Source organism: Pyxidicoccus fallax (assembly GCF_012933655.1).
Lineage (GTDB): Bacteria > Myxococcota > Myxococcia > Myxococcales > Myxococcaceae > Myxococcus > Myxococcus fallax.
On sequence record NZ_JABBJJ010000215.1, the window covers coordinates 1 to 21,997 of the forward strand.

General features: G+C 69.1%; 19 protein-coding genes. 5 read left to right on the forward strand and 14 right to left on the reverse strand.

All coding sequences use genetic code 11. The annotated features are described in order from the left end of the window. Positions 1-377: 377 nt before the first annotated feature. Entirely contained in the window at positions 378-1,328 is a 951-nt protein-coding gene (locus HG543_RS34555; protein WP_169349179.1) for a hypothetical protein, read from the forward strand. Between the two features lie 52 nt (positions 1,329-1,380). Here HG543_RS34555 and HG543_RS34560 read toward each other — a convergent pair whose 3' ends face one another. From HG543_RS34560 to HG543_RS34590, 7 genes are all read right to left on the reverse strand, one after another. After that, positions 1,381-3,750, reverse strand: coding sequence for a hypothetical protein (locus HG543_RS34560; protein WP_169349180.1), 2,370 nt, complete (start codon positions 3,748-3,750; stop codon positions 1,381-1,383). A 153-nt stretch (positions 3,751-3,903) separates the two neighbouring features. Further along, on the reverse strand, positions 3,904-5,508 hold the full coding sequence (locus tag HG543_RS34565; protein WP_169349181.1) for a sigma-54-dependent Fis family transcriptional regulator: 1,605 nt from the start codon (positions 5,506-5,508) through the stop codon (positions 3,904-3,906). 14 nt (positions 5,509-5,522) lie between these two features. Beyond that, positions 5,523-6,356 (reverse strand): MBL fold metallo-hydrolase, encoded by an 834-nt coding sequence (locus tag HG543_RS34570; protein ID WP_169349182.1) that lies wholly within the window; start codon positions 6,354-6,356, stop codon positions 5,523-5,525. Between the two features lie 290 nt (positions 6,357-6,646). Continuing rightward, the gene (locus HG543_RS34575) at positions 6,647-6,916 is read right to left on the reverse strand and encodes a hypothetical protein (protein WP_169349183.1); all 270 of its coding nucleotides are present in this window, start codon (positions 6,914-6,916) and stop codon (positions 6,647-6,649) included. Between the two features lie 143 nt (positions 6,917-7,059). Continuing rightward, positions 7,060-7,956 carry a phytanoyl-CoA dioxygenase family protein gene (locus tag HG543_RS34580; protein WP_169349184.1) on the reverse strand — a complete coding sequence of 299 codons (897 nt, stop codon included), beginning with the start codon at positions 7,954-7,956 and terminating at the stop codon, positions 7,060-7,062. Positions 7,957-8,085: 129 nt separating this feature from the next. After that, on the reverse strand, positions 8,086-8,559 hold the full coding sequence (locus HG543_RS34585) for a hypothetical protein (protein WP_169349185.1): 474 nt from the start codon (positions 8,557-8,559) through the stop codon (positions 8,086-8,088). Positions 8,560-8,909: 350 nt separating this feature from the next. Beyond that, entirely contained in the window at positions 8,910-10,496 is a 1,587-nt protein-coding gene (locus HG543_RS34590) for a hypothetical protein (RefSeq protein WP_169349186.1), read from the reverse strand. 51 nt (positions 10,497-10,547) lie between these two features. Here HG543_RS34590 and HG543_RS34595 point away from each other — a divergent pair, with 51 nt between their 5' ends. Beyond that, positions 10,548-11,300 carry an SDR family NAD(P)-dependent oxidoreductase gene (locus tag HG543_RS34595; protein WP_169349187.1) on the forward strand — a complete coding sequence of 251 codons (753 nt, stop codon included), beginning with the start codon at positions 10,548-10,550 and terminating at the stop codon, positions 11,298-11,300. 124 nt (positions 11,301-11,424) lie between these two features. Here the strand turns inward: HG543_RS34595 and HG543_RS34600 are convergent, their stop codons facing one another. Both HG543_RS34600 and HG543_RS34610 read right to left on the reverse strand, forming a co-directional pair. Beyond that, positions 11,425-12,258: a GNAT family N-acetyltransferase gene (locus tag HG543_RS34600; RefSeq protein WP_169349188.1), complete on the reverse strand. Its 834-nt coding sequence runs from the start codon at positions 12,256-12,258 to the stop codon at positions 11,425-11,427. Positions 12,259-13,003: 745 nt separating this feature from the next. Further along, the gene (locus HG543_RS34610; RefSeq protein ID WP_169349190.1) at positions 13,004-13,108 is read right to left on the reverse strand and encodes a phage tail protein; all 105 of its coding nucleotides are present in this window, start codon (positions 13,106-13,108) and stop codon (positions 13,004-13,006) included. Between the two features lie 517 nt (positions 13,109-13,625). Here HG543_RS34610 and HG543_RS56530 point away from each other — a divergent pair. Continuing rightward, entirely contained in the window at positions 13,626-13,751 is a 126-nt protein-coding gene (locus tag HG543_RS56530; protein WP_281404490.1) for a hypothetical protein, read from the forward strand. 3 nt (positions 13,752-13,754) lie between these two features. Here the strand turns inward: HG543_RS56530 and HG543_RS34615 are convergent, their stop codons facing one another. The 3 genes from HG543_RS34615 to HG543_RS34625 form a co-directional block, all read right to left on the reverse strand. Beyond that, on the reverse strand, positions 13,755-13,970 hold the full coding sequence (locus HG543_RS34615; RefSeq protein WP_169349191.1) for a hypothetical protein: 216 nt from the start codon (positions 13,968-13,970) through the stop codon (positions 13,755-13,757). A 78-nt stretch (positions 13,971-14,048) separates the two neighbouring features. Beyond that, positions 14,049-14,405: a hypothetical protein gene (locus HG543_RS34620; protein WP_169349192.1), complete on the reverse strand. Its 357-nt coding sequence runs from the start codon at positions 14,403-14,405 to the stop codon at positions 14,049-14,051. A gap of 484 nt (positions 14,406-14,889) precedes the next feature. Continuing rightward, on the reverse strand, positions 14,890-16,599 hold the full coding sequence (locus tag HG543_RS34625) for a serine hydrolase domain-containing protein (protein ID WP_169349193.1): 1,710 nt from the start codon (positions 16,597-16,599) through the stop codon (positions 14,890-14,892). A gap of 318 nt (positions 16,600-16,917) precedes the next feature. Here HG543_RS34625 and HG543_RS34630 point away from each other — a divergent pair, with 318 nt between their 5' ends. Together HG543_RS34630 and HG543_RS34635 are read left to right on the forward strand one after the other, a co-directional pair. Next, positions 16,918-17,469 carry a dihydrofolate reductase family protein gene (locus HG543_RS34630; RefSeq protein ID WP_169349194.1) on the forward strand — a complete coding sequence of 184 codons (552 nt, stop codon included), beginning with the start codon at positions 16,918-16,920 and terminating at the stop codon, positions 17,467-17,469. Positions 17,470-17,872: 403 nt separating this feature from the next. Then, a complete protein-coding gene (locus tag HG543_RS34635; protein WP_169349195.1) occupies positions 17,873-18,289 on the forward strand; it encodes an SRPBCC family protein in 417 nt (138 codons plus the stop codon). Between the two features lie 120 nt (positions 18,290-18,409). Here HG543_RS34635 and HG543_RS34640 read toward each other — a convergent pair whose 3' ends face one another. Both HG543_RS34640 and HG543_RS34645 read right to left on the reverse strand, forming a co-directional pair. Continuing rightward, positions 18,410-20,614, reverse strand: a complete 2,205-nt coding sequence (locus HG543_RS34640) for a di-heme oxidoreductase family protein (protein ID WP_246357511.1) — start codon at positions 20,612-20,614, stop codon at positions 18,410-18,412. 95 nt (positions 20,615-20,709) lie between these two features. Beyond that, the coding region (locus HG543_RS34645; RefSeq protein ID WP_169349197.1) for a chitinase at positions 20,710-21,997 on the reverse strand (1,288 nt) is incomplete at its 5' end.

Genomic DNA, 21,997 nt, shown 5'->3' on the forward strand with positions numbered 1-21,997 from the left:
GGCCTGGACGGCGGGGGCCTGACAGGCCCGTGCGGAATGGAGGTTCCATTCCTGAACGGGGGGCTGGGGGCAGGGAGGACGGAGTCATGGGAGGGTTGACCTGGTAGGTGCTCGGAATGGACGTTCCGCTCCGGATGGGACATCGGGCTGGCAGGTCCTCGGGCTTCGGGCATGCCGAACACGCCCGGTGCGCCATTCGCGCGACGTCAGGGGCGAGTTGGCGCTGAGGCACGCTCCGTCCGCGTCATGACTGAGACGTCAAGTGGAAGACAGCCCGCTTCCCGTTGGGCGGCCTTGCACGTGCGGGGCGCCGTCACCACCTTGCCCCGGTCGTGGCCTGCCAAGGCGGGGCCGCGCCGAGCCTGGCGGGGAATGGGATGGATGTCTGGCGCATCCTGCTGGCACCGCTATACGCGATGTGCCTGATGGCGCTGGTGGTGGCGGCGTTCACCTTCGGGAGAAGGGACGCGGCCGCGCGCCCGTGGCGCCTGCCCCTGCTGTGGTTCGGTCTGCTGGCGACGGCTTCGTTCTTCATCGCGTCGCGGTTCTCCGGTGAGGCGGCCGGTCCGGTGCTCCTGTCGGCGGAGGCGGCGACCCGGGCCGGAGGCGCGGCGCTGCTCGTCCTGGCCGCGGCGGTGGCGGTGCGCGGCTCGTGGGCTCGCTCCCGGGCGGACCTGCTCCGCTCGTCCGCGCCGAAGGCGCTGGATGAAGCGGTGGCGTCGCTGCGCGCCGGGGACGTTCCGGGCTGGGGCGTGTACCAGGGCACCCTGGATGCCGCGGATGCGCTGACGTCACCGGGCGGGGTGCCCTGCGCCTTCTACGATGCCGAGGTGCGCCAGGTGGCGGAGGACGGGCGCAAGGGCCCGCTGCTGTCGCGCGAGCGTGCGTACTCGCCGGTGCTGCACCTTCGCGGCGAGCGGGTGAGCGCCTCGGTGCGCTTCGCCCCGTCATCGCTGATGGCACCCTTGGAGGTGCGCCGCTGCGAGGCGCTGCCGGGAACGGTGCCCGCGTCCTGGTACGAGGACGCACCCGAGCCAGAAGCCGGAGTCCAGGCCCAGGCCCAGGCCGTGGCCACGGAGCCGGAGGCCCTCTCGTGGGAGCGCGTGGGCGCTCCGGGCGAGCGGTGCCTGGTCGTGGGCGAGCTGCGGCGCGGCGCCCGGGAAGGTTCCTACGTGCTGTGCGGGCGGAACGGCGGACCGGCGCTGGTGGTGCTGGGCCCCGAGCTGCCAGTCACGGGAGGCACGCTGCTGCGCCGGGCCTGGACGCACTTCGCGGCGGCCGGAGCGCTCTCCACGGTCGCCGCGCTCATCCTGGCGCGGGGCCTGTAGCCCTGGAGCCCGGGACCTGTCTCCCGGGCTCCAGTCACTCAATACTGTCTGCTCAGCTCCCGGTCCCCCGCGACGTGGAGAACACGAGCTGCTCCCGCCGGTCCGCCATCGTCACGGAGAACGTGCGCTCCACGCCCGCGAGCCCCAGCGGCGTGGCCTTCGTCAGCTCCGCCAGCAGCGCGCCGGCGGCGCGCAGGTGGAAGCCGGTGTTCCACATGCCCTCCAGCTCGCTGAACACGGTGCGCAGCTCGTCCGGGGCCTTGCGCTCGTCGATGGCCCGGCGCAGGCGCACCATGCCGCTCACGAAGGCCTGGCACTTGGCCAGCGTGCCGCGGTTCTTCTCCGTCACCTCGGCGAACGTGAAGTTCCCGCCGTCCGGGCGCCACTCGCTCTCGATGAGCAGCAAATCCTTGCCCAGCTCCTTCACCGAGGGGTCGTGCCTGAAGTAGTGCTCGGCGATCTGCGCCGCGCGCGTCGGCGACAAGTCCCCGGTCATCAGGCCGCCCTTCTCCTGCACCTCGCGGAGGTACGCCTGCCAGATGGGCGCGTACACCACGCGCCGGAACTCGGCGGAGGCGCGCGCCGTGTTCTCGCTCCACGGCATGGCCCGCGCCAGCGCCCGCGAGAACAGCCCCAGGTCGAGCTCCTGCACCTTCGGCACCAGCGCCCGGAAGGTATCGTCCGCCATCTTCAGCTCGAGCCGCGTCTCGATGGGCTCCTTGTTCAGGTCGGACTGGAGCGTGCTCATGACGGCGGCCGCGTCGGCGGCGTCCAGCACGCCCCACACGACGGCGTCATCCACGGCCGCCTGCAATTCCTTGCGGCTCATTTTCTTCTGCCGGCCCCACAGCATCAGGTGCAGGCCGTAGCGGAAGTCCGACGCCACCGGGGTGGGGGAGAACCGCTCCATGTCCGCCTTGAGGTCCACCATCCACTGGCCGCGGTTGCCCAGCAGCTTGTCCTCGTAGCCGCGCTGCCCGAGGAACGCCATGCGCCGGGCGCCCTGCGCGTTCTCCTGCGTCACCCAGCGCTGCTTGGACGAGCCCCGCGCCTTGAGCACCTCGAACGAGCCCAGCCCCAGCGAGAAGCCATACGCCTGCTGTCGCGTGAGCGTGCTGGAGTGCAGGTAGTTGCGCAGCTCGAAGGACTTCTGGTTCTCCGGCAGCTCCCGCATCCACTTCAGCAGGTCCACCAGGTTGCCCCGCAGCAGCGAGCCGTGGAAGCGCATCGCCGTGGCGTCGTCCACCACCACCTCCAGCAGCGTGGAGGACTCGGACAGCCGCAGGTACTCGTACTGGAAGCCGGCGGCAATCTGCGTCTTCGCCGCGTCGTCCAGCTTGCCCTCGACCTTCTTCTTGAAGGCGTCCCACTCGGCCTTGATGTTGGACAGGTCCGCGAGCCTCGGGTCCAGGCCGATGCGCTCCAGCGCGGCGCGCAGCGCCTTCTTCGGCAGCTCGTCCAGCTTCAGCTTGCTGGCCTTGTCCACCAGCGCGTCCATCACCTGGAGCGAGGTGCCGTCCGCTGGAACCCCCAGCTTGCCGGCCAGCTCGCGCAAATCACGGCCGAGGATGGCGTCCAGCACACGCGCGAGCTGCTCCTTCACCGCCTTCGCGTCCACGAAGTCCACGGTGACGCCGAGCCCCGCGCCGAGCGTCCCCTCGCGCGACTTCGCCTTGCGCACCGAAATCTGGATGCGCCCGGGGCGCGGCCGCGAGAAGGTGAGCTGGTAGTCGTCCGTGAGCCCCACCTTCGCGGACACGCCCGCCTTGAGGTCCGTCCTCAGCGCCAGCAACTCATTGGCGCGCACGAAGGCCAGCCGGCCGAGGTTGGCGGTGAAGAGGTCCGCCCAGCTCAGCTCCAGGCGCGTCTGGAGGCGGCCTCGCGCCTGCCACGACAGCGCGTCGCCCGTGGCCAGCTTCACCAGGTCCGAGGCCTGCAGCAGCCGCAGCTCGGCCAGGTCCATGCGCGCGGCCTCGCGCATGTTCCGCGCGAGCGGGTGGGCGCGGTAATCGCTGAGCGTGACGGACAGCTCGCCCTGCGTGTCCGCCGCGAGGAAGGAGAGGCTCGCGCCCGCCGCGGCCTTCACGCGCGCGGTGATTTGATAGCGCATCCACCCCTGGTCCCCGCCCAGCAGCAGCTGCGGCCGGGGCGCGTCCGGCGTGGACTCCGCCGCCGCCTCGCCCACCACGCGATTCTCATCCACGTCGCCGGGCGAGTTGAAGTTGCGGATGGAGGCCTCGCCGCCGGCCTCGAAGGAGAGGGTGAAGTCCGTGAGGTTCAGCTTGGGCGGCAGGATGTTCTCCTGCGTGAAGGCTCCCTGCGCGAGCGGCACCTTGATGTCCTGGTCCGCCAGCTTCACGTCGGGGACCTGCCGCGCCACCTCGTCCGGAAGCTTCGCCAGCAGCTTGTTGACCACCTTCATGCATGTCCCCCTGGGGCATGGCCATCGGCCACGGGTTCGAGCCCCAGGGTCGCACGTTGCACGCGGTTCCGGAACAGCCCCCCTTCCCCAAGAGCCCGGCAGTGACCGGAAGCCCTGCCCCGGGGGACGGGGCGCCGCGCACCCTCGGGCGCGTCAGGCCTCGTCGCCCAGGCCGTACTCCTTGAGCTTGCGCGCCAGCGTGTTGCGGCCAATCTCCAGCACGCGCGCCGCCGCGGTGCGGTTGCCCTTCACCGCGTCCAGCACGCGCAGGATGTGGCGCCGCTCCACCTCCGCGAGGGGCAGCAGTCCTCCGGCCTCGCCCGTGGCGCTCGCGGCGGCCTCGCCCGTGGGCCGTGCCTCGGAGGCGGGCAGGGCGGTGGCGACGGGCGCGGGCCGGTCCACGGTGGGCAGCGGCAGGTGCTCCTCGAGGATTTCCCCCTCGCACAGCACCACGGCGCTCTCGATGCAGTTCTCCAGCTCGCGCACGTTGCCGGGCCAGCGGTAGCGCTTGAGGCGCTCCAGCGCGGCGGCGCTGAGCTTCGGCGGCTGCAGGCGGTGGCGCCGGGCCACGGCGGCCACGAAGTGCCGGGCCAGCCGCTCGATATCCTCCGCGCCGCGCTCGCGCAGGGGCGGCAGCACCACCTCCACCACCTTGATGCGGTAGTAGAGGTCCTCGCGGAAGCGGCCCTCCGCCACCATGCGGGCGAGGTCGCGGTGCGTGGCGGCGACGATGCGCACGTCCACCTTCACCGCCTGGGTGCCGCCCACGCGCTCGAACTCGCGGTCCTGGATGACGCGCAACAGCTTGCCCTGCACGGGCAGCGGCAGCTCTCCAATCTCGTCGATGAACACCGTGCCGCCGTCGGCCGCCTCGAACTTGCCGGGCACGCGGTGGTCCGCGCCGGTGAAGGCGCCCCGCTCGTGGCCGAACAGCTCGTTCTCAATCAGCGTGGCCGGCAGCGCGGCGCAGTCCACCTTGATGAAGGGCTGATCCCTGCGCGGGCCGTTGACGTGGATGGCGCGGGCGAAGAGCTCCTTGCCGCTGCCGCTCTCGCCGCGCAGCAGCACGGTGGCGTCGGTGGGCGCGGCCTTGCGGACGAGGCGGTAGATGGACTGGAGCTGCGGCGACTCGCCGATGATGCGGTTGAAGAAGTAGCCGACGGGCGCGTGGGGCTGGTCCTTGGCGCGCTGCAGCTCCTGGTAGAGGCTGGTGCTCTGCAGCGCGGTGCTCACCTGGGTTGCGATGGCGGTGAGCCGCTCGGTGTCCTCGGCGGTGAAGTTGTCGCCGCCGCGCCGGTTGAGCACCTGGAGCACGCCGTAGAGGGCACCGTCCGCGTCGCGCAGCGGGACGGCGAGCAGGCTGGTGGTGCGGTAGCCCGTCATCCGGTCGATGTCCGCGAAGAAGCGGCGCTCGCCGCGCGGGTCCGGGACGTTGATGGCCTGGCCCACCTCGGCCACGGTGCCGGCGACGCCCTGGCCCAGCTTCACGCGAATCTGCGACACCTCCGGCAGGTGGGCCGCGCGGCTGAACAGCTCGCGGCGCGCCGGGTCCAGGAGCCACAGCGTGCCCCGGTCCGCCTGCATGGACGCGGCGATGCGGTCCATCAGCGTCTGGAGGAAGGCATCGAGGTCCACCTCGCGCCCGACGAGACCGCCGAGCGGGAGGAGGACCTGCGTGACGTCCGAGGGCGGTGGGGGCATGGGAGGCAGCGGCGGGAGGACGAAGGCCGCGGCCTCACCATAGCATCCGGTGGGCATGGGGCCGTCCCCTCTCAGGCCGCGCGGCCCAGGACGAGCCGCTGGCCCTCGCGCGCCGGCTCGCACACGGGGAAGAGGGCGCGGGCCTGCTCCGCCATGTCCTCCACCACGTCGTCCGGGTGCGCCGGGTCATGGTGGAAGAGGCACAGCCGCCGCGCGCCCACCAGCTTCGCCACGCCCGCCGCGTCCATCATCGTCGAGTGGCCCCAGCCCTTCTTGGACATGCCCTTGCGGCCCTCGTACTCGTCGGGCGTGTACTGGGCATCCAGGCAGAGGACGTCCACGCCCTCGAAGAGGCGGGCCACCTCGGGCGCCAGGTCCTGCATGCGCACCTCCACGTCGGTGGCGTAGACGAACGAGTGCCCGTCCGCCTCCACGCGGTAGGCGAGGCATCCCTGCGGATGCGGCACGTCGATGGGCGTCACCTTGAACGGGCCCACCTCCACCGGCTGCGCGTGCAGCGCCGAGCGGAAGTCCATGCGCGAGCGCATGGTGGTGAGCGGCACCGGGAAGTGCGGCGGCTGCATCTGCGCGGCCAGCTCCGACTGGAGCGCCTGCGCGCCATTGGCGCCGGGGCCGTACATGACGAACTCCGACGTGGGCAGGTACGCGGGCGTGAAGAAGGGGAAGCCCTGCACGTGGTCCCAGTGCAGGTGCGAGAAGAACAGGGTGGCCTTCTGGGGCGCGCCCTCGCGCATCATGACTTCGCCCAGCGCCCGGATGCCCGTGCCCGCGTCCAGGATGAGCCGGTGGCCCTGGCTCGTCACCTCCACGCACGCCGTGTTGCCGCCGATGCGCGAGCCGGACACCGCGATGCTCCCCCGAACCCCGTAGAACCGGACTTCCATGGTGTGTCTCCTCAAGTGGGGGACATCCTCTTCGGACGTCCTGACACCCGGGAGCCAGAGCATGGAGAGTGCCAGACCCAAGTGGCTGGAATCACTGGGGTGGCACCGCCTCATGTCGAGCGGTGCACCATTCTGGATCGCCTTGGGATGGGGCGGCCGCACCATTCCGGGGCATCCGGGCTGGCGGGGGTTGCGGCTCTAGGACGGGGAGCCGGCGGAGGTATTCAGGGCGCGGCTAGCAGGGCTCGCCCTGGGTGAAGGGGCCTCCGGCGACGGAGCCCTCCAGCGCCTCAGCGCTTGCGGCGGTCTCCCCTGGAGCCGCGCGCGGCCTCGAACTCCTTCAGCAGGTCTCTTCCCCTCCTTACGAGCTGGGCGCGCTCCTCCGGAGACAGGGGACTGGCGCTGGCGACGTGGTCGAGAAACTCCTGGGGCAACCCAATCCGATACCGCTCGATCAGGTCACACAAATCGGCCTGCCATATCCAGCGCCCATCCGTCAGCAGCGACAGGCCACCGGGCAGGATTTTCCGGGCATCCAAGGGGTCCTTACGAAACCCCATGACATCCATGAACACCTGCCCACCCTTGAGAAAGGCAATGACCTGCCTGGCGAGGGACTCGTCGAGTTGGCCCGCTACGTCGCGGATGCTTGGCAGCTCTCGACGCGCGTCGGACTCGGTCTCCCGAAATAGCCCGAGGACCCTCACGTTCGAGGCATGACGCAGGCGCGCTGGTGCGCGTCGAGCTGCTGGCCCCACCGCTCGACGTAGGCCCTCTGCAACGTGCGCCCGGAAGCGAAGCAGAAATAGGCCTCGCGGCTGAGATAGGAGAAGGTCATCGAGTAGCGATCCACCGTGGTCGGCGGGGAGGCCCTGTGCAGGCAGCGCGCGGTGTCGCAGAACACCGCCGTGAGCCGGGGGCCGACGAAGGTCCGCCACTCCGAGGACGGCACCACCTTCTCCAGCGCCTCGGGCGTGCAGGTGCTGCCCCAGGCGTAGCGCAGGCGCTTCTTCGCCTCGGCGGTCTGACGGACGTCGATGGCCGCGAAGGGGCCCGAGCCGGCATCCACGTCGCTCAGGTAGACGATGATCTTCAGCACCCGCTCGTCTTCCGGGTCCGCGTGAAACAGCCGCGTTCCCTCGCTCAGTCCGTTGGCGAACTCGCGCTTGATGTTGACGCCGAGATAATCCACCGGCAGCCCCATGTAGCGCTCCGCGAGGTCCAGCAGCGGCCGTGACAGGCCGAAGACGAACGGCTCGGCCTGGGCCAGGAGTTCCTCATCGGAGGTGAGCGCGAAGGTCCGTCCCGGCACGGAGGGGAGCTGGCGCAGCTTCTCCACGTGCGCCTCCGCGGCGCGCAGCGTCTCGTCGATGGGGAGGCCCAGCGCGTCCAGCGGGAGCTGGGCGAGCCCGTTCTCGCTCAGCTGCTGGTAGACGGCCCGCAGCGGCCCGTCCAGCCACGGCAGCTTCTCCACGTGGTTGGCCCGTGCCAGGCGGTGCCCCAGCTGGAGGAAATCCTCGACGTAGGTGACCTGGCGCAGCCTGCGCTCCACTGCCTGTCGCACGCGCGTGCGCAGGTCGTTGCGAAATTCATAGGCCATGGCTGCGTCACTCTCGGCAGGAATGACACTGAGTGGCAAGTGAACAGTTCCTGATTCCGTGCTCGTGAACAATTCTTCTCCTCTGCGCGGACGAGAGGCTGGCTCGGCAGGTCCCGTTTTGTGCGGCGCTCAAAGGATGCTCAGGAGCTTCAACCGGCACCCCGGGAAGGCCCTTCCATCCGTTGCGACCTCCAGCTCATCGCCGACCTTCATGTCGACAATCGAGGCGTACTCCATCTGCCCCGAGTTCACCTCGATATCCCTTCCGTCGAAAATGAAACGGGTGAAGACCTGGCGGCCGGGAAACACGAGCCACCAGTGCGTCTTGAAGTCTGTTTCGCCGCCCATCTTCACGGCCAATTGAACCAGGGAGCCCTCCGCGACGGCTGGTGTGGAGAACCCCGGATGGCGCTTGAAGCCACGAGCATCGGCCAGGAACCGTTGCCACCGGGCGATGACCCTGTCCTGGGACTGCTCGATGATGTCCCTGTTCGCCTCGCTCGAAGCGGCGAGCAGCTCCGCCTTCTCCTGAATCGCCTTCTCCAGCTTTGCTTCAATGTGCTGGATGAGGGCAGCGATGACGTCGTTTTTGTTCATCGTCATGTCTTCGCGACTCTAACCCCCGGCACCCTGGGCTGCGCCAGCCGCGAAGGGCGGGCGGTTACCAGGAGGAGCTGGCGCCCCACCTCCGAAGCTCCCACCTCCGCCGACCCACGATCGGCTCTCGTCCACGACGGGTCGGTCGATGGTGGGCGCGGCGCCCAGCAGGAAGGTGGACAGCAGCAGCGCCAGAGCCCAGGTCTTCATCATCAGGAGGTCCCTCGTTCTTCCCGGGCACCGAAGTGGAAGGGCGGAAGAGCCGGTGCTGTCCACGGGCGATAGTGCATCCGGCCGGGCGGCCGGAACGCTCGGCGCGGGCCGCGCGCCAGTCCGCATGGCCGCCCCACGAGGTACTACTTTCTCCGGAAGATGGAGCGACCGTCGCGGAGGCAGGCGATGAGCGCGTCGCGGCGGAGCCCGTTGGCATCGACGACCTCGTCCACGAGCCACTGCCGCACGCGGGTGAGGAGCTCGTCGTTCCGGAAGAAGTCCTCGTCGGACCCCAGCTCGGTCTCCAGGTCGCCGCCGAAGCGGATGTCGTGGTCCTCGCCGAGGAAGAGACGCGCGCGGATGCCGCCGGAGACCATCAATGACTTGTCATTGTGGAAGCCGTGGATGAGGTCCTTCGCGACGAGGTCCCCTCCGACGAAGAAGGCTCCATCCGTGACAAGGCTTCCACACCGCAGTGAGCCGGCGATGGCGACGCGGGAGTCCGGGTCACTGTCCCGGACGAGCCCGGTGACCTCGGCGTCCCCCAGCACGAGCAGGGTGCCGACGATGCTCAGGTGGCCCTCGACGCGGAGGCCGCCGGGGATGACTCGGACCTCGTCGCGCCCCACCTCCATATCGCCGGAAACGATCTCCGTGGGACCTGGGGCTGGAGCCGCCTCGCGCAGCAGCCACGCGGCGGCATGGAAGGCCCAGGGCTCCGCGTTGCACCTGCGCAGCTCGCGAACCCACGCCTCGGCGGTGGGCGGGAGCGGCTCCATCCACCGGTCCAGGGACTCGACCTTGCCGTCCTCGAAGGCCGTGTCCGTCCGCAGCCGCTCCGCGACGCGGGCCTTCGCGTCCAGCAGCGCCGCTCGCGTGATGCCCATCTCGTGCGAACCCCTGGGCGACTCGCCAGCGGAGGGCCTCACGCTTCCAGCCGGAAGCCGGGTGGGACGGCGGCGTGCGGCCAGGAGGTCCACGACCGTCCGCAGCGCGATGTACGTCCGGTCATTCGGCGGGTAGCGCTCCGCCGCGATGCGAAGGAGGTCCTGCCATGTGAGCGTGGCCCCCGTGCCCTCATCACCGAGCTTTTCCACGGACACCGGAGGCTGGGATGAGAACCCGAGGTAACCGTGGAGAAGGGGAGAGGCCCACAGTCGTGCGAGCAGCCGGGTGCGCTCGAACTGCTCGTTATCGAAAGCCTCGGTCAGCTTTGCCTCGAAGACGATGAGCCGCGAGGGAAGCACGAGCGCGAGGTCCGGCTTCGCGTTGAAGACCCCCTGGAGCGTGCCGTAGACGGTGCGGTTCTGCACGTCCAGTGGGCTCCCCGGGAGTGTGCCCTCGGGCCCGACCCCGATGGACAGGCGGTCTGCCTTCGACCGCACCTGAGCCGGGTGGGTCTGCCGCGGATCACGGAGGACGGGCGCCAGCTGCGACCACCGGGTGTGAGGACGTCCCTCGGCAACGAGCCCGACGAGGTCATCCATGCGGCTGGAGACATCGCTGTCCTTCCATGACTCGTACGCATCCCGGATGAGGGCGACCTCGGTCAGGACCACGGCTCCGGCGGCCTCCGTGGGAACGTCCAGGCCACGCTCGTGGAGGACGGCCAGCACCCGCGCCATCGCGCTCGCCTGGGGCGCCGTGGCAAGCCCCTCATGGAGCAGTCGAAAGAGGTGAGCGCAGGCCGCGCGCTCCTCGCGGTTGATGCGGTCGAAGGGAATCTCCATTCGCGCACTATGCCCCCACCTCCTGCGTCGAACACCCTCTAGAATGGGGACATGCCCCAGTTCACCCATCGAACCGCGCTCGTGACCGGTGCCGCGTCCGGCATCGGGTTGGCAGTCGCTCGGCATCTCGCCGCCGAGGGCGCCTCGCGACTGATTCTGGTCGACCTTGATTCCAAGGCCTTGGAGGCGGTGTCGATTCCGTGCACGGTCGACCGGGCGGCGGGGGATGTGCGGGACGAGGCGTTCTGGGAGGCGCTGGCGCCGAAGCTGGTGGGGCTCGACCACGCGGTCGTCAATGCCGGTGTCGCGGGGGCGGCGACCATCGTCGAGCATGGCTTCGACGAGTGGCGGCGCATCCTGTCCGTCAATCTGGACGGCGCGTTCCTGACGCTGCGCGCGGCGATGCGTGCGATGCGGGGACGCGGTGGCTCCATCGTCGCGACAGCCTCCGCCGCGGGTGTGAAGCCCGAGCCCGGAGTCGCCGCGTATGGCGCGTCGAAGGCGGCGCTGATTCACCTGGTGAAGGTGGCGGCGAAGGAGGGCGCGGCCGACCGCATCCGCGTCAATGCGATTGCACCCGCGGGCGTCGAAACGCCGGTATGGGATGCGGTTCCCATGTTCGCCGAGCGGGCGGCGCAGGTCGGGCGCGACGCGGCCTTCGCCGAGCTGGCCGCCATGGCGACGCCCCTGGGCCGCTACGCCAGGCCCGAGGAGGTCGCGAGGCAGATTGGCTTCCTGCTGTCAGACGATTGCGCGCTGATGACGGGCGCGACGTTGCTGAGCGACGGCGGCTACACGCTGTGAGCGCGAAGGGGCCCGGCCGCACTCGCATCATGCTCGCCCTGGCCGAGCGGCTCCGCTGCGGATGCTGTGGCACCGATGAGCGGCACATCGCCGCGCTTGCTGGCGCCCTGACACCCTGACCCGTTCACCCCAGCGCGTGCATGGCCACGGCGTACAGGTGCTCTCTCCGGCCGGGCGCACGGTCCGAGTGCAGCATCATCATCGGCGCGGGTGGGTGCCGCTCCAGCCCCAGCGAGGTGGCCCACGCGCTCATCGCGGTGAAGCGGGAGGGCAGATCCAGCCGGAGCAGCCCCTCCTGGCCCCGGACGAGCTCGCCAACGAGCGCCCGTGCCACCTCGTCCCCGGAGGCGACGAGGGGCCCTATCATCACCGTGTCGAGGTTGGGCCAGGCGAGCCCATACCCCGCGAGACGCCCCTCCCGCACGGCCACGCAGGCGCGCACGGACACCTCCCACAGGGACCGGAGCAGCGCGGGTCGCGGAGCGCCAAAGGCCTCGTCGTCCAGCGCGGCCACGGCGTCCAGGTCCGCGGCCGTCATGGCGCGCACCTCCAGGCCTCGCGGCACCGCCGCGGGCGCGAGGTCCCGGACCCGTCCGAGATGCTTGTGCAGGGTGTCCACCTCGACAAAGCCCAGGCGCTCGTAGAGCGGGCGCCCCTGGGGCGTCGCGTACAGCAGGGTCGGCACCGGCCCGACGTGCGCGAGCGCGTGCGCCATCAGCCGTCGCCCGAGGCCCTGGCCCTCGTGGGCCGCGGCCACCAGCATCATCCCGATGGCCGCCGCCTTCCCCCCATAAGGAGTGGCCACGACCGCACCGGCCAGGTCTCCCCCCGGCGCTTCCAGCGCGAAGCCCTGACCCGTGGACAGGAGCAGCCGCCACTTGAGGGCTTCGGGTGCCCAGTCGCGTCCGGCGGCGAGCTCGAGGCACCTGGAGACATCGTCGAGGGTGAGCGCGCGCATTTGCATGCCCCTGTGCCTACCCGGGCTCCGACCGCTGTGTCACGCGAATGTCCACCGCTGGCGCTCGCCTTCACGAGCCAGGACGGCGACCGTGCAGCGGCTGAGCCCGAACACACAGGCGCCACACCATGCCCCACCCCTCCCGGCGACTGTCGACGACTGTCATTGGCTTGCTCCTTCTGTGGAGCCTTCCCCTCCCGTCATGAGGCCAAGCGCCCTCCGCCGAGGAGCCCACGCGCATCGCCCTGCGCTCCCTCGAGTGGGGGCGGAGCCGGGGCTGGAGGAGGAGAGCCCCGCCTTTGCCGCGACGGTGGAGGAGCCGAGGAAGGAGCGCAGACGCCGTTTGGACCAGGCCGGGCTGCTGAAAAGGACGTTCGCCCTGAATGTGTTCGCGTGCTTGAGGTGTGGAGGCAGGCTTAAGGGTGTTGGCGTACGTGAAGGGAGCAGGAGGGGTCAGAGCGATTGTGGAGCACCTGGGGTTGCCCACGGCGAGCGCGCACCTGGCCCCTGCGCGAGGGCCGCCCCAGAGCGCGGGGTGTTGAAGCTCAAGCCGCCACAGCCAGCCAAGAGAGCCAGGCACCTGCCGCGCCCCTCCTGAGAAAGCGGCTGGGCTGGGCAGGCGTGTGTCTGCTGGAGATGAAAGGCTTCTGCGCCGGCTCGGCGTGCGGCTCATGGGCTCCCCGTCAGCGTCCCTCACCTCCCGCTCTGCTCCCGCCCGCTACGCCCAAGAGGGCTCCTGTCCTTCCTATGCTCTGCGCTGGCTGTAGCCGTCCCCGAACTGCGCCTTGCGCACCCGAGGCGTCACCTCCAGTTGGGGCCCATAGTCCGGCGTGTACGTGAAGCGCTCCATGCTGGCCACTCTCAGTGGCAGCGTGGACACCTTCCAGGTGCACGACAGGCTATCCTCGCAACGCCTCATAATTTGGAGGACACATGCGAAGCATTCTTAGAGCGCTGGTAGCCGGGCTGCTGGTGGGTTGCGGTGGAGTGGTAAACGGCGCGCCCGCTGCCGTGCCGGAGGCGGAGGCGGAGGCGGACACGCATAACGCCATGGAGTTGTGCGTGCTGAGCGACCCATTCTGCCGTGATGTGCAGGGCTACCGCTGCGACCCAGCGAGCACGCCTACGACATACTGCTGTGACCAGGAGCGGCACACCTGTACCTGCAATAGGACCACGCGAAGGTGGCAATGCATCACTGAATCCTGACGGTCCGTTGTCATTGAGGCCCGGCACATCTCCTGCTCTCCGCCCTCGCCATGGGGAACGTGGCGAGGGCAGCGCTGGCTGCGAGACTAGAGAGGGCTGAGGTGCAGTTGCAGCGGGCGCTCCGCGGGCTGGACGAGAGTCCCGCCTCACGGACAGCCTTGCTCCTCGCCCAAGTGGAGTACCGGAACGCCGAGGAGCTAGCGCGTGCCCTCCTCGGCACTCGGGAGGCACTGGCCGTGGTGGGGGCCCATACCGCCGACGCCTACGAGGTGACGGTGGCGTAGTGGCTACGCGAAAGCGAAGTCCACGTCCGGTTTTGTCCCCATCGCCTCCAGAGGAACGAACGCGATGGACACGCCCGTGGCGGCAACCACCTTGAAGAGGTAGCCATTCGGCAGACGTGCCAGGAAGAGAGCTCCGTATTTCGACTGGTCCTTCGCCAGAAACCCCTCCGGCGTCTTGTGCTCGTCGTTGACCGCAATCCACACAATTGGTCCTGACATTGTCTCTCCCTTGGTTCTGATGCCCTCTACCCCGTGACGGTGTTCGGCAGGCACGTTAATTGCTCGTCGGCCTGCGGCCTACCTGAGAACCTCGTTAAGCGAGATGCTGGTGAAGGTAACAAGGTGCCGTTGCCGCAAGAACTCGCAGCGGCGGCGCTGGCCCCCGTCGTCTGAGATGAAGAAGTCCGCATAGGCGGCCGTGCCTGCAATGTAGGTGTCGTACCACGTGCCCTCGCCCTTTCCCTTCCCCTTGGTGCGCCACACCCCAAGCACCTCCTCCTGGGCCCGTTCCGCCGAAGTGAGGGGCCGGCCGGCAACGCGCTCAACGGAGTTGGCCAAGCACAGCCGCCAATCTAGGTGGGCCAGTACGTGCGTCGCCTTGAACCGCGCGGGGGCCGCCACGATGCGCTCCGGTGTAATCGTGCCATCCGACATGGCGGCAGTCTCCTCAATGACTCGATGGTCTGGAGCGGGTTGATCGGATGCACAGATGGCCGCAACGACGTCCGCCCGGTCAACAACCAGTCCCCGCTTTGCCAACTCCTGCGGGAGCTCCCTCAAGCAGGGGCGGAGCCGGGGCTGGAGGAGGAGAGCCCCGCCTTTGCCGTGACGGTGGAGGAGCCGAGGAAGGAGCGCACACCCCGTTTGGACTGGGCCGGGCTGCTGCGCAGTCTCCATCACCTGGATGCAGCCGGATGGGTGGACGCGCGTGGAGCCCTATATGTACGTGCGCTCCCAGGAGGGGGGCCTGAAGTGATGTGAGCAGAGGCGCCGCCCGGAGAATCCCCCGGACGGCGCCTTGCGCTTGAGCATGGTGCTGAACATGGCATTCAGCCCGCGGCTCATGCAGCCCTCCTTCGCGACCTCCGCCTCATGGGCGTGGAGCTGCGCGTCGGACGACTGCTGAGTGCTGGCACCGTCAGCGGGTTGCGCCTGATGACTCCGCGCGCGGCGTCTCCGCTACCACGAGCCTTTCCGCGCGCAGACGGCGCAGTCGACGCTGGCTGAACGTCAACCCGTCGATTCCACCGGATGCCGCCCGTGTGAATGTCACCGTGCCGAGCGAGCCGACGAAGTGGTCCCCGCCGACCGCGTCCAGCACGACCTCGTCCCGGCGCGACCAGCGAATCCCCAGCTTGCCGTCCGCGACGCGCACCGTGTAGGTCATGTCGAGCTCGTCGCTGCGGTACTTCCCGGCGAACGAGGCCAACGCCGAGGCCGCGGGCATGGGCGCCGTTATGCGGATGAAAGGCCTCGTCGTCGGCCAGGAATCCCGGATGCTCAGCTCGCGCGGGGCACCGGCCGCCGGCTTCGAGAAGCGCCACAGGTGCATCGACTCGCCCGGGCGGAACCCTCCATTGCCGATGGGCACGAAGGCCGTGGGCACGCCGACCTGGCGCAGCGCTCCGTCCTTGAACTCCAGTCGCACCACCTCACCCGTCAGCGGACTCCAGTAGTTGCCGGCCAGCGCGGACAGCTCCGCCTCCGGCACCTTCACGGCGGGCGGCATGTCGTCCTTCATGTGCTCGCCCAGATAGACGTCGGCCACCTTCCGCGCGAGGTTCGAGGGGTCGATGGTGGAGCCGTTGCACAGCGCGACGATGGCCAGCCGATGGTCCGGGAAGAGGAGGGCCTCCGAGCGGTAGCCGCCGTCCAGGCCGTCGTGGCTCACCATGCGCAGGCCGCGATAGCCCGCCAGCCGCAGGCCGCCGCCGTAGAGGGTGGCGGTGCCGTCGTTCAACCTGCCGGAGGTCTGCAACAGCGCAATCAGCTCCGGCCCGCCGACGCGCCCGTCGAGCAGGTTCTGCTCCCACTTCAGCAGGTCGACAATCGTGGTGAACAGCTTGGTCGAGTCGTTATGGGGGCCGCTGGTCCGCCAGCCGCCGCCTTCGCGGGGGGCGTAGGCCGATACTCGCCAGGGCACGAGCTCGGCGTGGTCGTCGTAGAGATGGGTGTTGGCCATGCCGAGTGGCTTGAACATTCGCTCGTCGGCGAACGCTCGCAGCGACTTGCCGGACACGCGCCGCACGATGACGCCCAGCAGCGTGTACGCGGCATTGCCGTACACGACCTCCGAGCCCGGAGCGAAGTTCAGCCCGCGTTGCCGGGTCAACGCCCAGAGGACGTCCGCTTCGGTGTACAGGTCTTCGCTGCGCCAGCCGGCCAGGCTCAGCAACTGGCCTTGTTCGCGCAGGCCGTTGGTGTGGTGCATCAGGTGGGCGATGGTGATCGTCTTTCCGAAGTCGGGCATCTCCGGCAGGTACTTGCGGAGGTCGTCGCCCAGCGACAGCTTGCCCTCCTGCGCCAGCAGCCCGATGGCAAACGCGGTGAACTGCTTGGTGATGGAGCCCGTGTAGAAGATGGACTGCGGCGTGATGGGTACGTCGTACTCCAGGTTCGACATGCCGTAGCCGCGCACGTAGTCCAGCGTTCCCTCGCGGGAAATTCCCACGCCGCAGCCGGGTGTGGTCTTGCCGCTCCATGGCGCGAAGATGGCATCCACTTGTTTGTGGCGGTGGGTGGGCAGCGAGCCCTGGTGCCGCGCGGCGCCTTCACCCGCGGCGGCGAGGGCGGGGGCGAACGTCAGGCCGAGGAACAGGAACGACGACACGAGTGACTTGCGTGGCATGGCGTGCCTCTGCGGCAACGGGGTTGCAAGAGACAGTGCCAGCGCGAGCACCCCATGGGGGAGGATTCAGCCGGTGGTGACGGACATGCGGCGAACGGGCACCCCTGTGCGGCGAACGGGCCGCCTTGAGCGCCAGGCCCGGCTTGCAGAATCAGTCGTTTCCGATGCTCCTGCTCCCGCCGCTACGCCCAAGAGGGCTCCTGTCATGCGGGATGTCGCGATCCCACATCCCGCAACATCCCGCGGCCCGGGCGCATCGGCTGAGCGCCAGCGACCGGAAGTCTCCCGCCGCCTGCACCGCCGTGGTAAATCGGCGCCATGGGCCTCTTGACCTTCGGACTCAACGTGACGCTGGACGGGTGCTACGACCATCGCGAGGGGATCGCGGACGACGAGCTGCACGACTACTTCACGCAGCTGATGGACGCAGCCGGGGCGATGCTGTGGGGGCGCGTCACGTACGAGCTCATGGAGAGCGCCTGGCCGGCGGTGGCGCGCGACGAGAACGCGCCACGCGCGATGCGGGAGTGGGCGCGCAAGCTGGAGGCCAAGCCGAAGTATGTGGTCTCGGCCTCGCGCCGCGACTTCCCGTGGAACAACACCTTCCGCCTCGAGGGGGATTTGCGTGAGGCCGTGACGCAGCTGAAGGAGAAGACCCCGCAGGGCGTGCTGGTGGGCAGTCCCACGCTCGCGGCGGCGCTCGAGCGGCTGGGGCTGATCGATGAGTACCGTCTCGTTGTCCACCCCGTCTTCGCCGGCCACGGGCCGACGTTGTTTCAGGGCCTGGAGCCCTCGCGGCGCCTCGAGCTCGTCTCGACGCACCGGCTGAAGTCCGGGCAGGTGGCGATGCATTACCGCCGCACTCTGTGACCTACCTGCCCTCGGAGGCTGAGCAGGTCGGCACAGGTGGAAAGTCTTCTACCTTCGACTCACTCGGAGAAGAAGGGGAGGCGGTCATGGAAGAACTGGCAATGGGCGGGACCCACGAGTAGCGCCCAACCTCGATGCGGGTGCAGTAAAGCGCCGTGTCCCACTCGAAGTAGAGGGTGGACTTGTCAGACAGCGAGGTGAGCATGGATACCGTGGTGCCGCTCGGGTAGTCGATTCGGCAACTGCCTGGATTTCCCGAAGCGTCTCGAGCCACGCACTGCGAGCCACCACCTCGGATGTACTCGGGGTCCGAGGAGCCCCCCCCGAGTGACGGAGGGAGCCTCGTTCCCTGAGCTGCGCTCTGGTATCTAGATCAGGTCATCCAAGAAATAGGAACCCAACCATGAGCCCGCAGAAGATCACGATCGAAGCGCTCGTAGCCGCCGAACCCCGCAAGGTTTGGGAATGCTGGACTCAGCCCGAGCACATCACGGGCTGGAACTTCGCGATCGATACCTGGCAGTGTCCGCGGGCGTCCAACGAACTCCGCGTCGGCGGAAAGTACAGCGCCCGCATGGAAGCCAAGGACGGCAGTTTCGGCTTCGATTTCGAGGCGATCTACGACGAGGTCGTCGACCAGAAGAAGATCACCTACACGATGACCGACGGGCGTCAGGCGACGACCCATTTCGAGCGCACGGGCAACCAGACCAAGGTGACCACCATCTTCGACGCCGAGTCGCAGAACCCGGTCGAGATGCAGCGTGAGGGCTGGCAGTCCATCCTCAACAACTTCAAGCGCTACGTCGAGAGCCGATAGGCGCTTCGCGGACTCCTTGGACGGGCTCGACACCGGCTCCCACGCAGGTGCGGAGGAGGCGAGCGCGGGATGGAGGCAGCTGCCAGACGGCGGTCCAGGACACAACCAACACAGGTCGGCTCAGAGCGACTCGAGGAACGCCAGCACCGCGTCGCGGTCCGCCTTGCTCAGCGTCTCGAACAGGGCGCGGCTGTTGCTGGCCTCGCCGCCGTGCCAGGCAATGGCCTCCATGAGTGTGCGGGCCCGGCCGTCGTGCAGGTAGCGCACGTGCTGCGCTCCGCCCTGGACATACCGGAGCGAGCCCACGCCCCAGAGCGGCGCCGTCCGCCACATGCTCGGGCCCGCCTGTCCCTGCGTCAGCGTGTCCGCGAGTCCCGGCCCCATGTCGTGGAGCAGCAGGTCCGTGTACGGGCGGATGGTCTGGTTTCGTAGCTCGGCGAATGGGTGATTCGCGCCGGTCGTCAGCTGGGGCGTGTGGCAGCTCACGCACTGGACCTGCGCGAACAGGGCGCTGCCCCGGGCGATGAGGGCGGGGTTCACGTCATGCTCCGGAGAGACCCGGATGCCGTCCGTGTAGCCGCTGCGCAGGCTGCGCTGTGCCGGCACCCCGAGCAGCGCGAGGTAGGCGTCGAGCCGCTGGAGCTCCGTCTCCGAGATGGACGTCGCGGCCGTCGTTGCATTGCAGCCGGGCGTGCCCCGCTGGCAGGCCAGCGACTTGTAGACAGGCGAGGTGACCCCGAGGTCCTTGAGGAGCGCGTCCGCCGCCTGCTGGCGCAGGCTGGCCTTGCTCGCCTTCCAGCCGAAGCGGCCGAGATGCCGGTCGCCGGTCTCCGGGTTGATGACCCAGTTCGGCACGCCGCGCACGCCGTCACCATTCGCGTCCGTCGGATCGGCGAGGTTCAGGATGGTCGCCTCGTCGATGGCTTCGAGCAGGCCCCCGCCGATGACCTGCGGCGCCTGACGGACGGAGAACTGCGCGGGCACCGGGCCCTTGAAGGCATACACCGGCTTCTGGAGCTGCACCGTCTCTCCATCGGGCAGCGTCCGCACGGTCGTCTCATACGCCTGCACGGAGACGGAGTAGTCCGGCGCCGCGGCATCCTGGGCCCGTTGCTGCACGTTCAGGCCATAGGTGGCATCGGGCGTCACCCCGGTGGGAGCGCTGGACGCGGCGACTTCGATGGCCAGGGTGTCGAGCCGGCTGCCCGGCACGGGCGCGACGCTGCGCCCATTGAGCGCGTGGCACCCGATGCAGCTGACGTTGTTGAAGCGGGGCCCCCGCTGGTTGGCGTGCGCCGTGAAGACGGGGTTGATGTTCGGGCTCTCGGAGTGCTTCCCGTCGACGAACGAGGTGTGGAACAGCCGTCGCCCTTCGACGAAGCGCTGGGTGTTGGCGATGCCGATGTTGTTGGCCATCTGCTGGAACACCCGGTGCGGCTCCTCGGAGTAGTTGTAGGAGACGCTGGCCTCGCCGCCCAGCAGGGTGCTCGCGGGCAGCGGGACGGAGTCGAGCACGGGGGCCACGCCATACCAGGGGCGCATGCCTACGCCGACCTGGTAGAGCTGCTCGAAGGAGTAGTAGCGGATGCCGCCGCCATCAATCACGGCCCGGTTGTCGGCCGTGTGCTCGAGGTACGGTGCGGGCGTCACCTCGATGACGTCACCGACCTGGAGCGGAGTGCCCGGCACGGGAGCACGCCAGTTGTCGGTGATGACGACCATGCAGTCTTCGCGCGCCGACGTCGAACGACAGATGTTTCTGTTTCCCTCCAGGGGATTCTGGAAGCCGACGTTCATCTTCCAGCCGTAGTCCCGGATGTCGGGGTCCACACGCCGGAATGCGCTGAGGCCCGTCTCGACGAAGGTGCCGTTGTTCACGCGCAGGGAGATTTCGATGCGCGAGCGTCCGGCGGGAACCCCGTCACGAATCACGAGGCCGAAGCTGCGGTTCTGGAAGTACCAGGTGGGGAAGGTGAAGTAGTTGCCCGGGCCGACATCGGGAGCATCCCAGGGCTCGCCGCGCTCGCGGGCGTGCCGGTTGGTTGGACGAAAGCCCGCGAGGGTGACCAGGGTGCCGTCAGCCTCGCGGTACTGGATCTGCTCCATCACCTGCGTGCCAGCGGCGTGGAGCGGGACGTAGTCCGTGGCTCCGAGTCCTGGCACCGGGACGGGCACGGGCTCCGCGACGGGCGCGGCTCCCACTGGGGCCGGGGCTTCGGGGATGGTGGGCGCGGGGGCCTCGCCAGGCCTGGGGCTCGCGCCATCGCAGGCGGTGAAGGACAGCAGGGCGGCGAACACCGCGGGCAGCGGGGTTGGGTTCTTCATGGCCTGCATCCTCACGAATGCGTCAGCGCGGGTCATGTCTCTTTTGGATGGCGGGCCCCGAGCGCGCCCGGGGCCCGCCGACATCCCGGTGCGGTCTACGGCAGGGCGTCGAGGTAGGCGCGGTGGCTGTTCGAGAACTCGAAGTTGGTGAACTTGTCCCAGTTGATGGACCAGGTCATGAGTCCCTTGAAGCCGGGGTAGCCCGAGGGGTTGCGCAGGACGTAGGTGCCACCGAAGGACTGGCCCTTGATGAGGTAGTCGAGCGCCTTCTGCACGTTGGCGGGCGTGGTGTAGCCACCGCCAGCCGCCTGGGGCGAGGAGGGCAGACCGATGAGGACCTGCTCGGGGCGCAGCGCCGGGAACATCGCGCTGGTGTTGCCGCCGACGGGGAAGCCCTGCAGGAGCATCTCCGCCATGGCGACGTGGAAGTCCGGGGTGCTCTGCGCGTACGCGCGGCCATCCAGCGCCATGACGGTGCCGGTGTTGTAGTGCTGCACGTGCAGGTACGTCAGCCGGTCACGCAGCGCGTGGATGACGGGCAGGTAGGCACCCCAGGGACCGCCGTACGCGGCCATGCCGCCCTGCACATAGGCCGTCTCGGGGGCCATGGTGAGGATGAAGCCGGTGCCGTTGCGGTTGAGGAGCTCGCGCGTGGCCTGGATGAGGTTGACGATGCGCGGCGTGGTGGGGTTGCGGAAGTCGGTGTCGCCGCCGTTGAGCGACAGCGAGCTGCCCTCCAGGTCCAGGTCCATGCCGTCGAAGCCATACGTGTCGATGAGCGACTGCATGGTGGTGACGAAGTTCTGCCGGGCGGCGGCGTCCTCCAGGTGGATGGTTCCATTCGCGCCGCCGATGGAGATGAGCACCTTCTTGCCCTGGCCCTTGAGGTACGCGATGTCCGCCTTGAAGTCGGCGACCGTCGAGTTGTACGGCGAGAAGGCCATGTTGCCCGAGCCCGCGCCGCCCACCGGCTCGGCGAAGGCGACCTGGATGACGTTGAACTTCGGGGAGACGTCACGCAGGCGGATGTTGGTCGAGCCGTTGTCGAAGTTGTGCCAGTAGCCCACGATGAGCTTGCTGCTCGAGGGCTGGGAACCCGTGGTCGTCGCGGACACGCTGTTGCTCGGCACGGAGCGGTTGCCGGCGGCGTCGCGGGCCTTCGCGGTGAAGGTGTAGGTGGTGTTCGCGGCCAGGCCCGTCACGGTGACGCTGGTGGCGCCCGTGGTGCTGGCGGCCGGGGACGTGCCGCCATTGACGAAGACCTCGTAGCCGGTGACGCCGATATTGTCGTTGGACGCGTTCCACGCCAGCGAGACGCTGCTTCCCGTCACGCCCGTGGAGCGCAGGCTGCTCGGGGCGGTGGGGGCCTGGACGTCCGGGGTG

Bases quoted from the DNA above. Each gene is read 5' to 3' on its own strand.
- HG543_RS34555 (WP_169349179.1), top strand. From the start codon at position 378: ATGGATGTCTGGCGCATCCTGCTGGCACCGCTATACGCGATGTGCCTG.
- HG543_RS34560 (WP_169349180.1), bottom strand. From the start codon at position 3,750: ATGAAGGTGGTCAACAAGCTGCTGGCGAAGCTTCCGGACGAGGTGGCG.
- HG543_RS34565 (WP_169349181.1), bottom strand. From the start codon at position 5,508: ATGCCCACCGGATGCTATGGTGAGGCCGCGGCCTTCGTCCTCCCGCCG.
- HG543_RS34570 (WP_169349182.1), bottom strand. From the start codon at position 6,356: ATGGAAGTCCGGTTCTACGGGGTTCGGGGGAGCATCGCGGTGTCCGGC.
- HG543_RS34575 (WP_169349183.1), bottom strand. From the start codon at position 6,916: ATGGGGTTTCGTAAGGACCCCTTGGATGCCCGGAAAATCCTGCCCGGT.
- HG543_RS34580 (WP_169349184.1), bottom strand. From the start codon at position 7,956: ATGGCCTATGAATTTCGCAACGACCTGCGCACGCGCGTGCGACAGGCA.
- HG543_RS34585 (WP_169349185.1), bottom strand. From the start codon at position 8,559: ATGACGATGAACAAAAACGACGTCATCGCTGCCCTCATCCAGCACATT.
- HG543_RS34590 (WP_169349186.1), bottom strand. From the start codon at position 10,496: ATGGAGATTCCCTTCGACCGCATCAACCGCGAGGAGCGCGCGGCCTGC.
- HG543_RS34595 (WP_169349187.1), top strand. From the start codon at position 10,548: ATGCCCCAGTTCACCCATCGAACCGCGCTCGTGACCGGTGCCGCGTCC.
- HG543_RS34600 (WP_169349188.1), bottom strand. From the start codon at position 12,258: ATGCGCGCGCTCACCCTCGACGATGTCTCCAGGTGCCTCGAGCTCGCC.
- HG543_RS34610 (WP_169349190.1), bottom strand. From the start codon at position 13,108: ATGGAGCGCTTCACGTACACGCCGGACTATGGGCCCCAACTGGAGGTG.
- HG543_RS34615 (WP_169349191.1), bottom strand. From the start codon at position 13,970: ATGTCAGGACCAATTGTGTGGATTGCGGTCAACGACGAGCACAAGACG.
- HG543_RS34620 (WP_169349192.1), bottom strand. From the start codon at position 14,405: ATGTCGGATGGCACGATTACACCGGAGCGCATCGTGGCGGCCCCCGCG.
- HG543_RS34625 (WP_169349193.1), bottom strand. From the start codon at position 16,599: ATGCCACGCAAGTCACTCGTGTCGTCGTTCCTGTTCCTCGGCCTGACG.
- HG543_RS34630 (WP_169349194.1), top strand. From the start codon at position 16,918: ATGGGCCTCTTGACCTTCGGACTCAACGTGACGCTGGACGGGTGCTAC.
- HG543_RS34635 (WP_169349195.1), top strand. From the start codon at position 17,873: ATGAGCCCGCAGAAGATCACGATCGAAGCGCTCGTAGCCGCCGAACCC.
- HG543_RS34640 (WP_246357511.1), bottom strand. From the start codon at position 20,614: ATGAAGAACCCAACCCCGCTGCCCGCGGTGTTCGCCGCCCTGCTGTCC.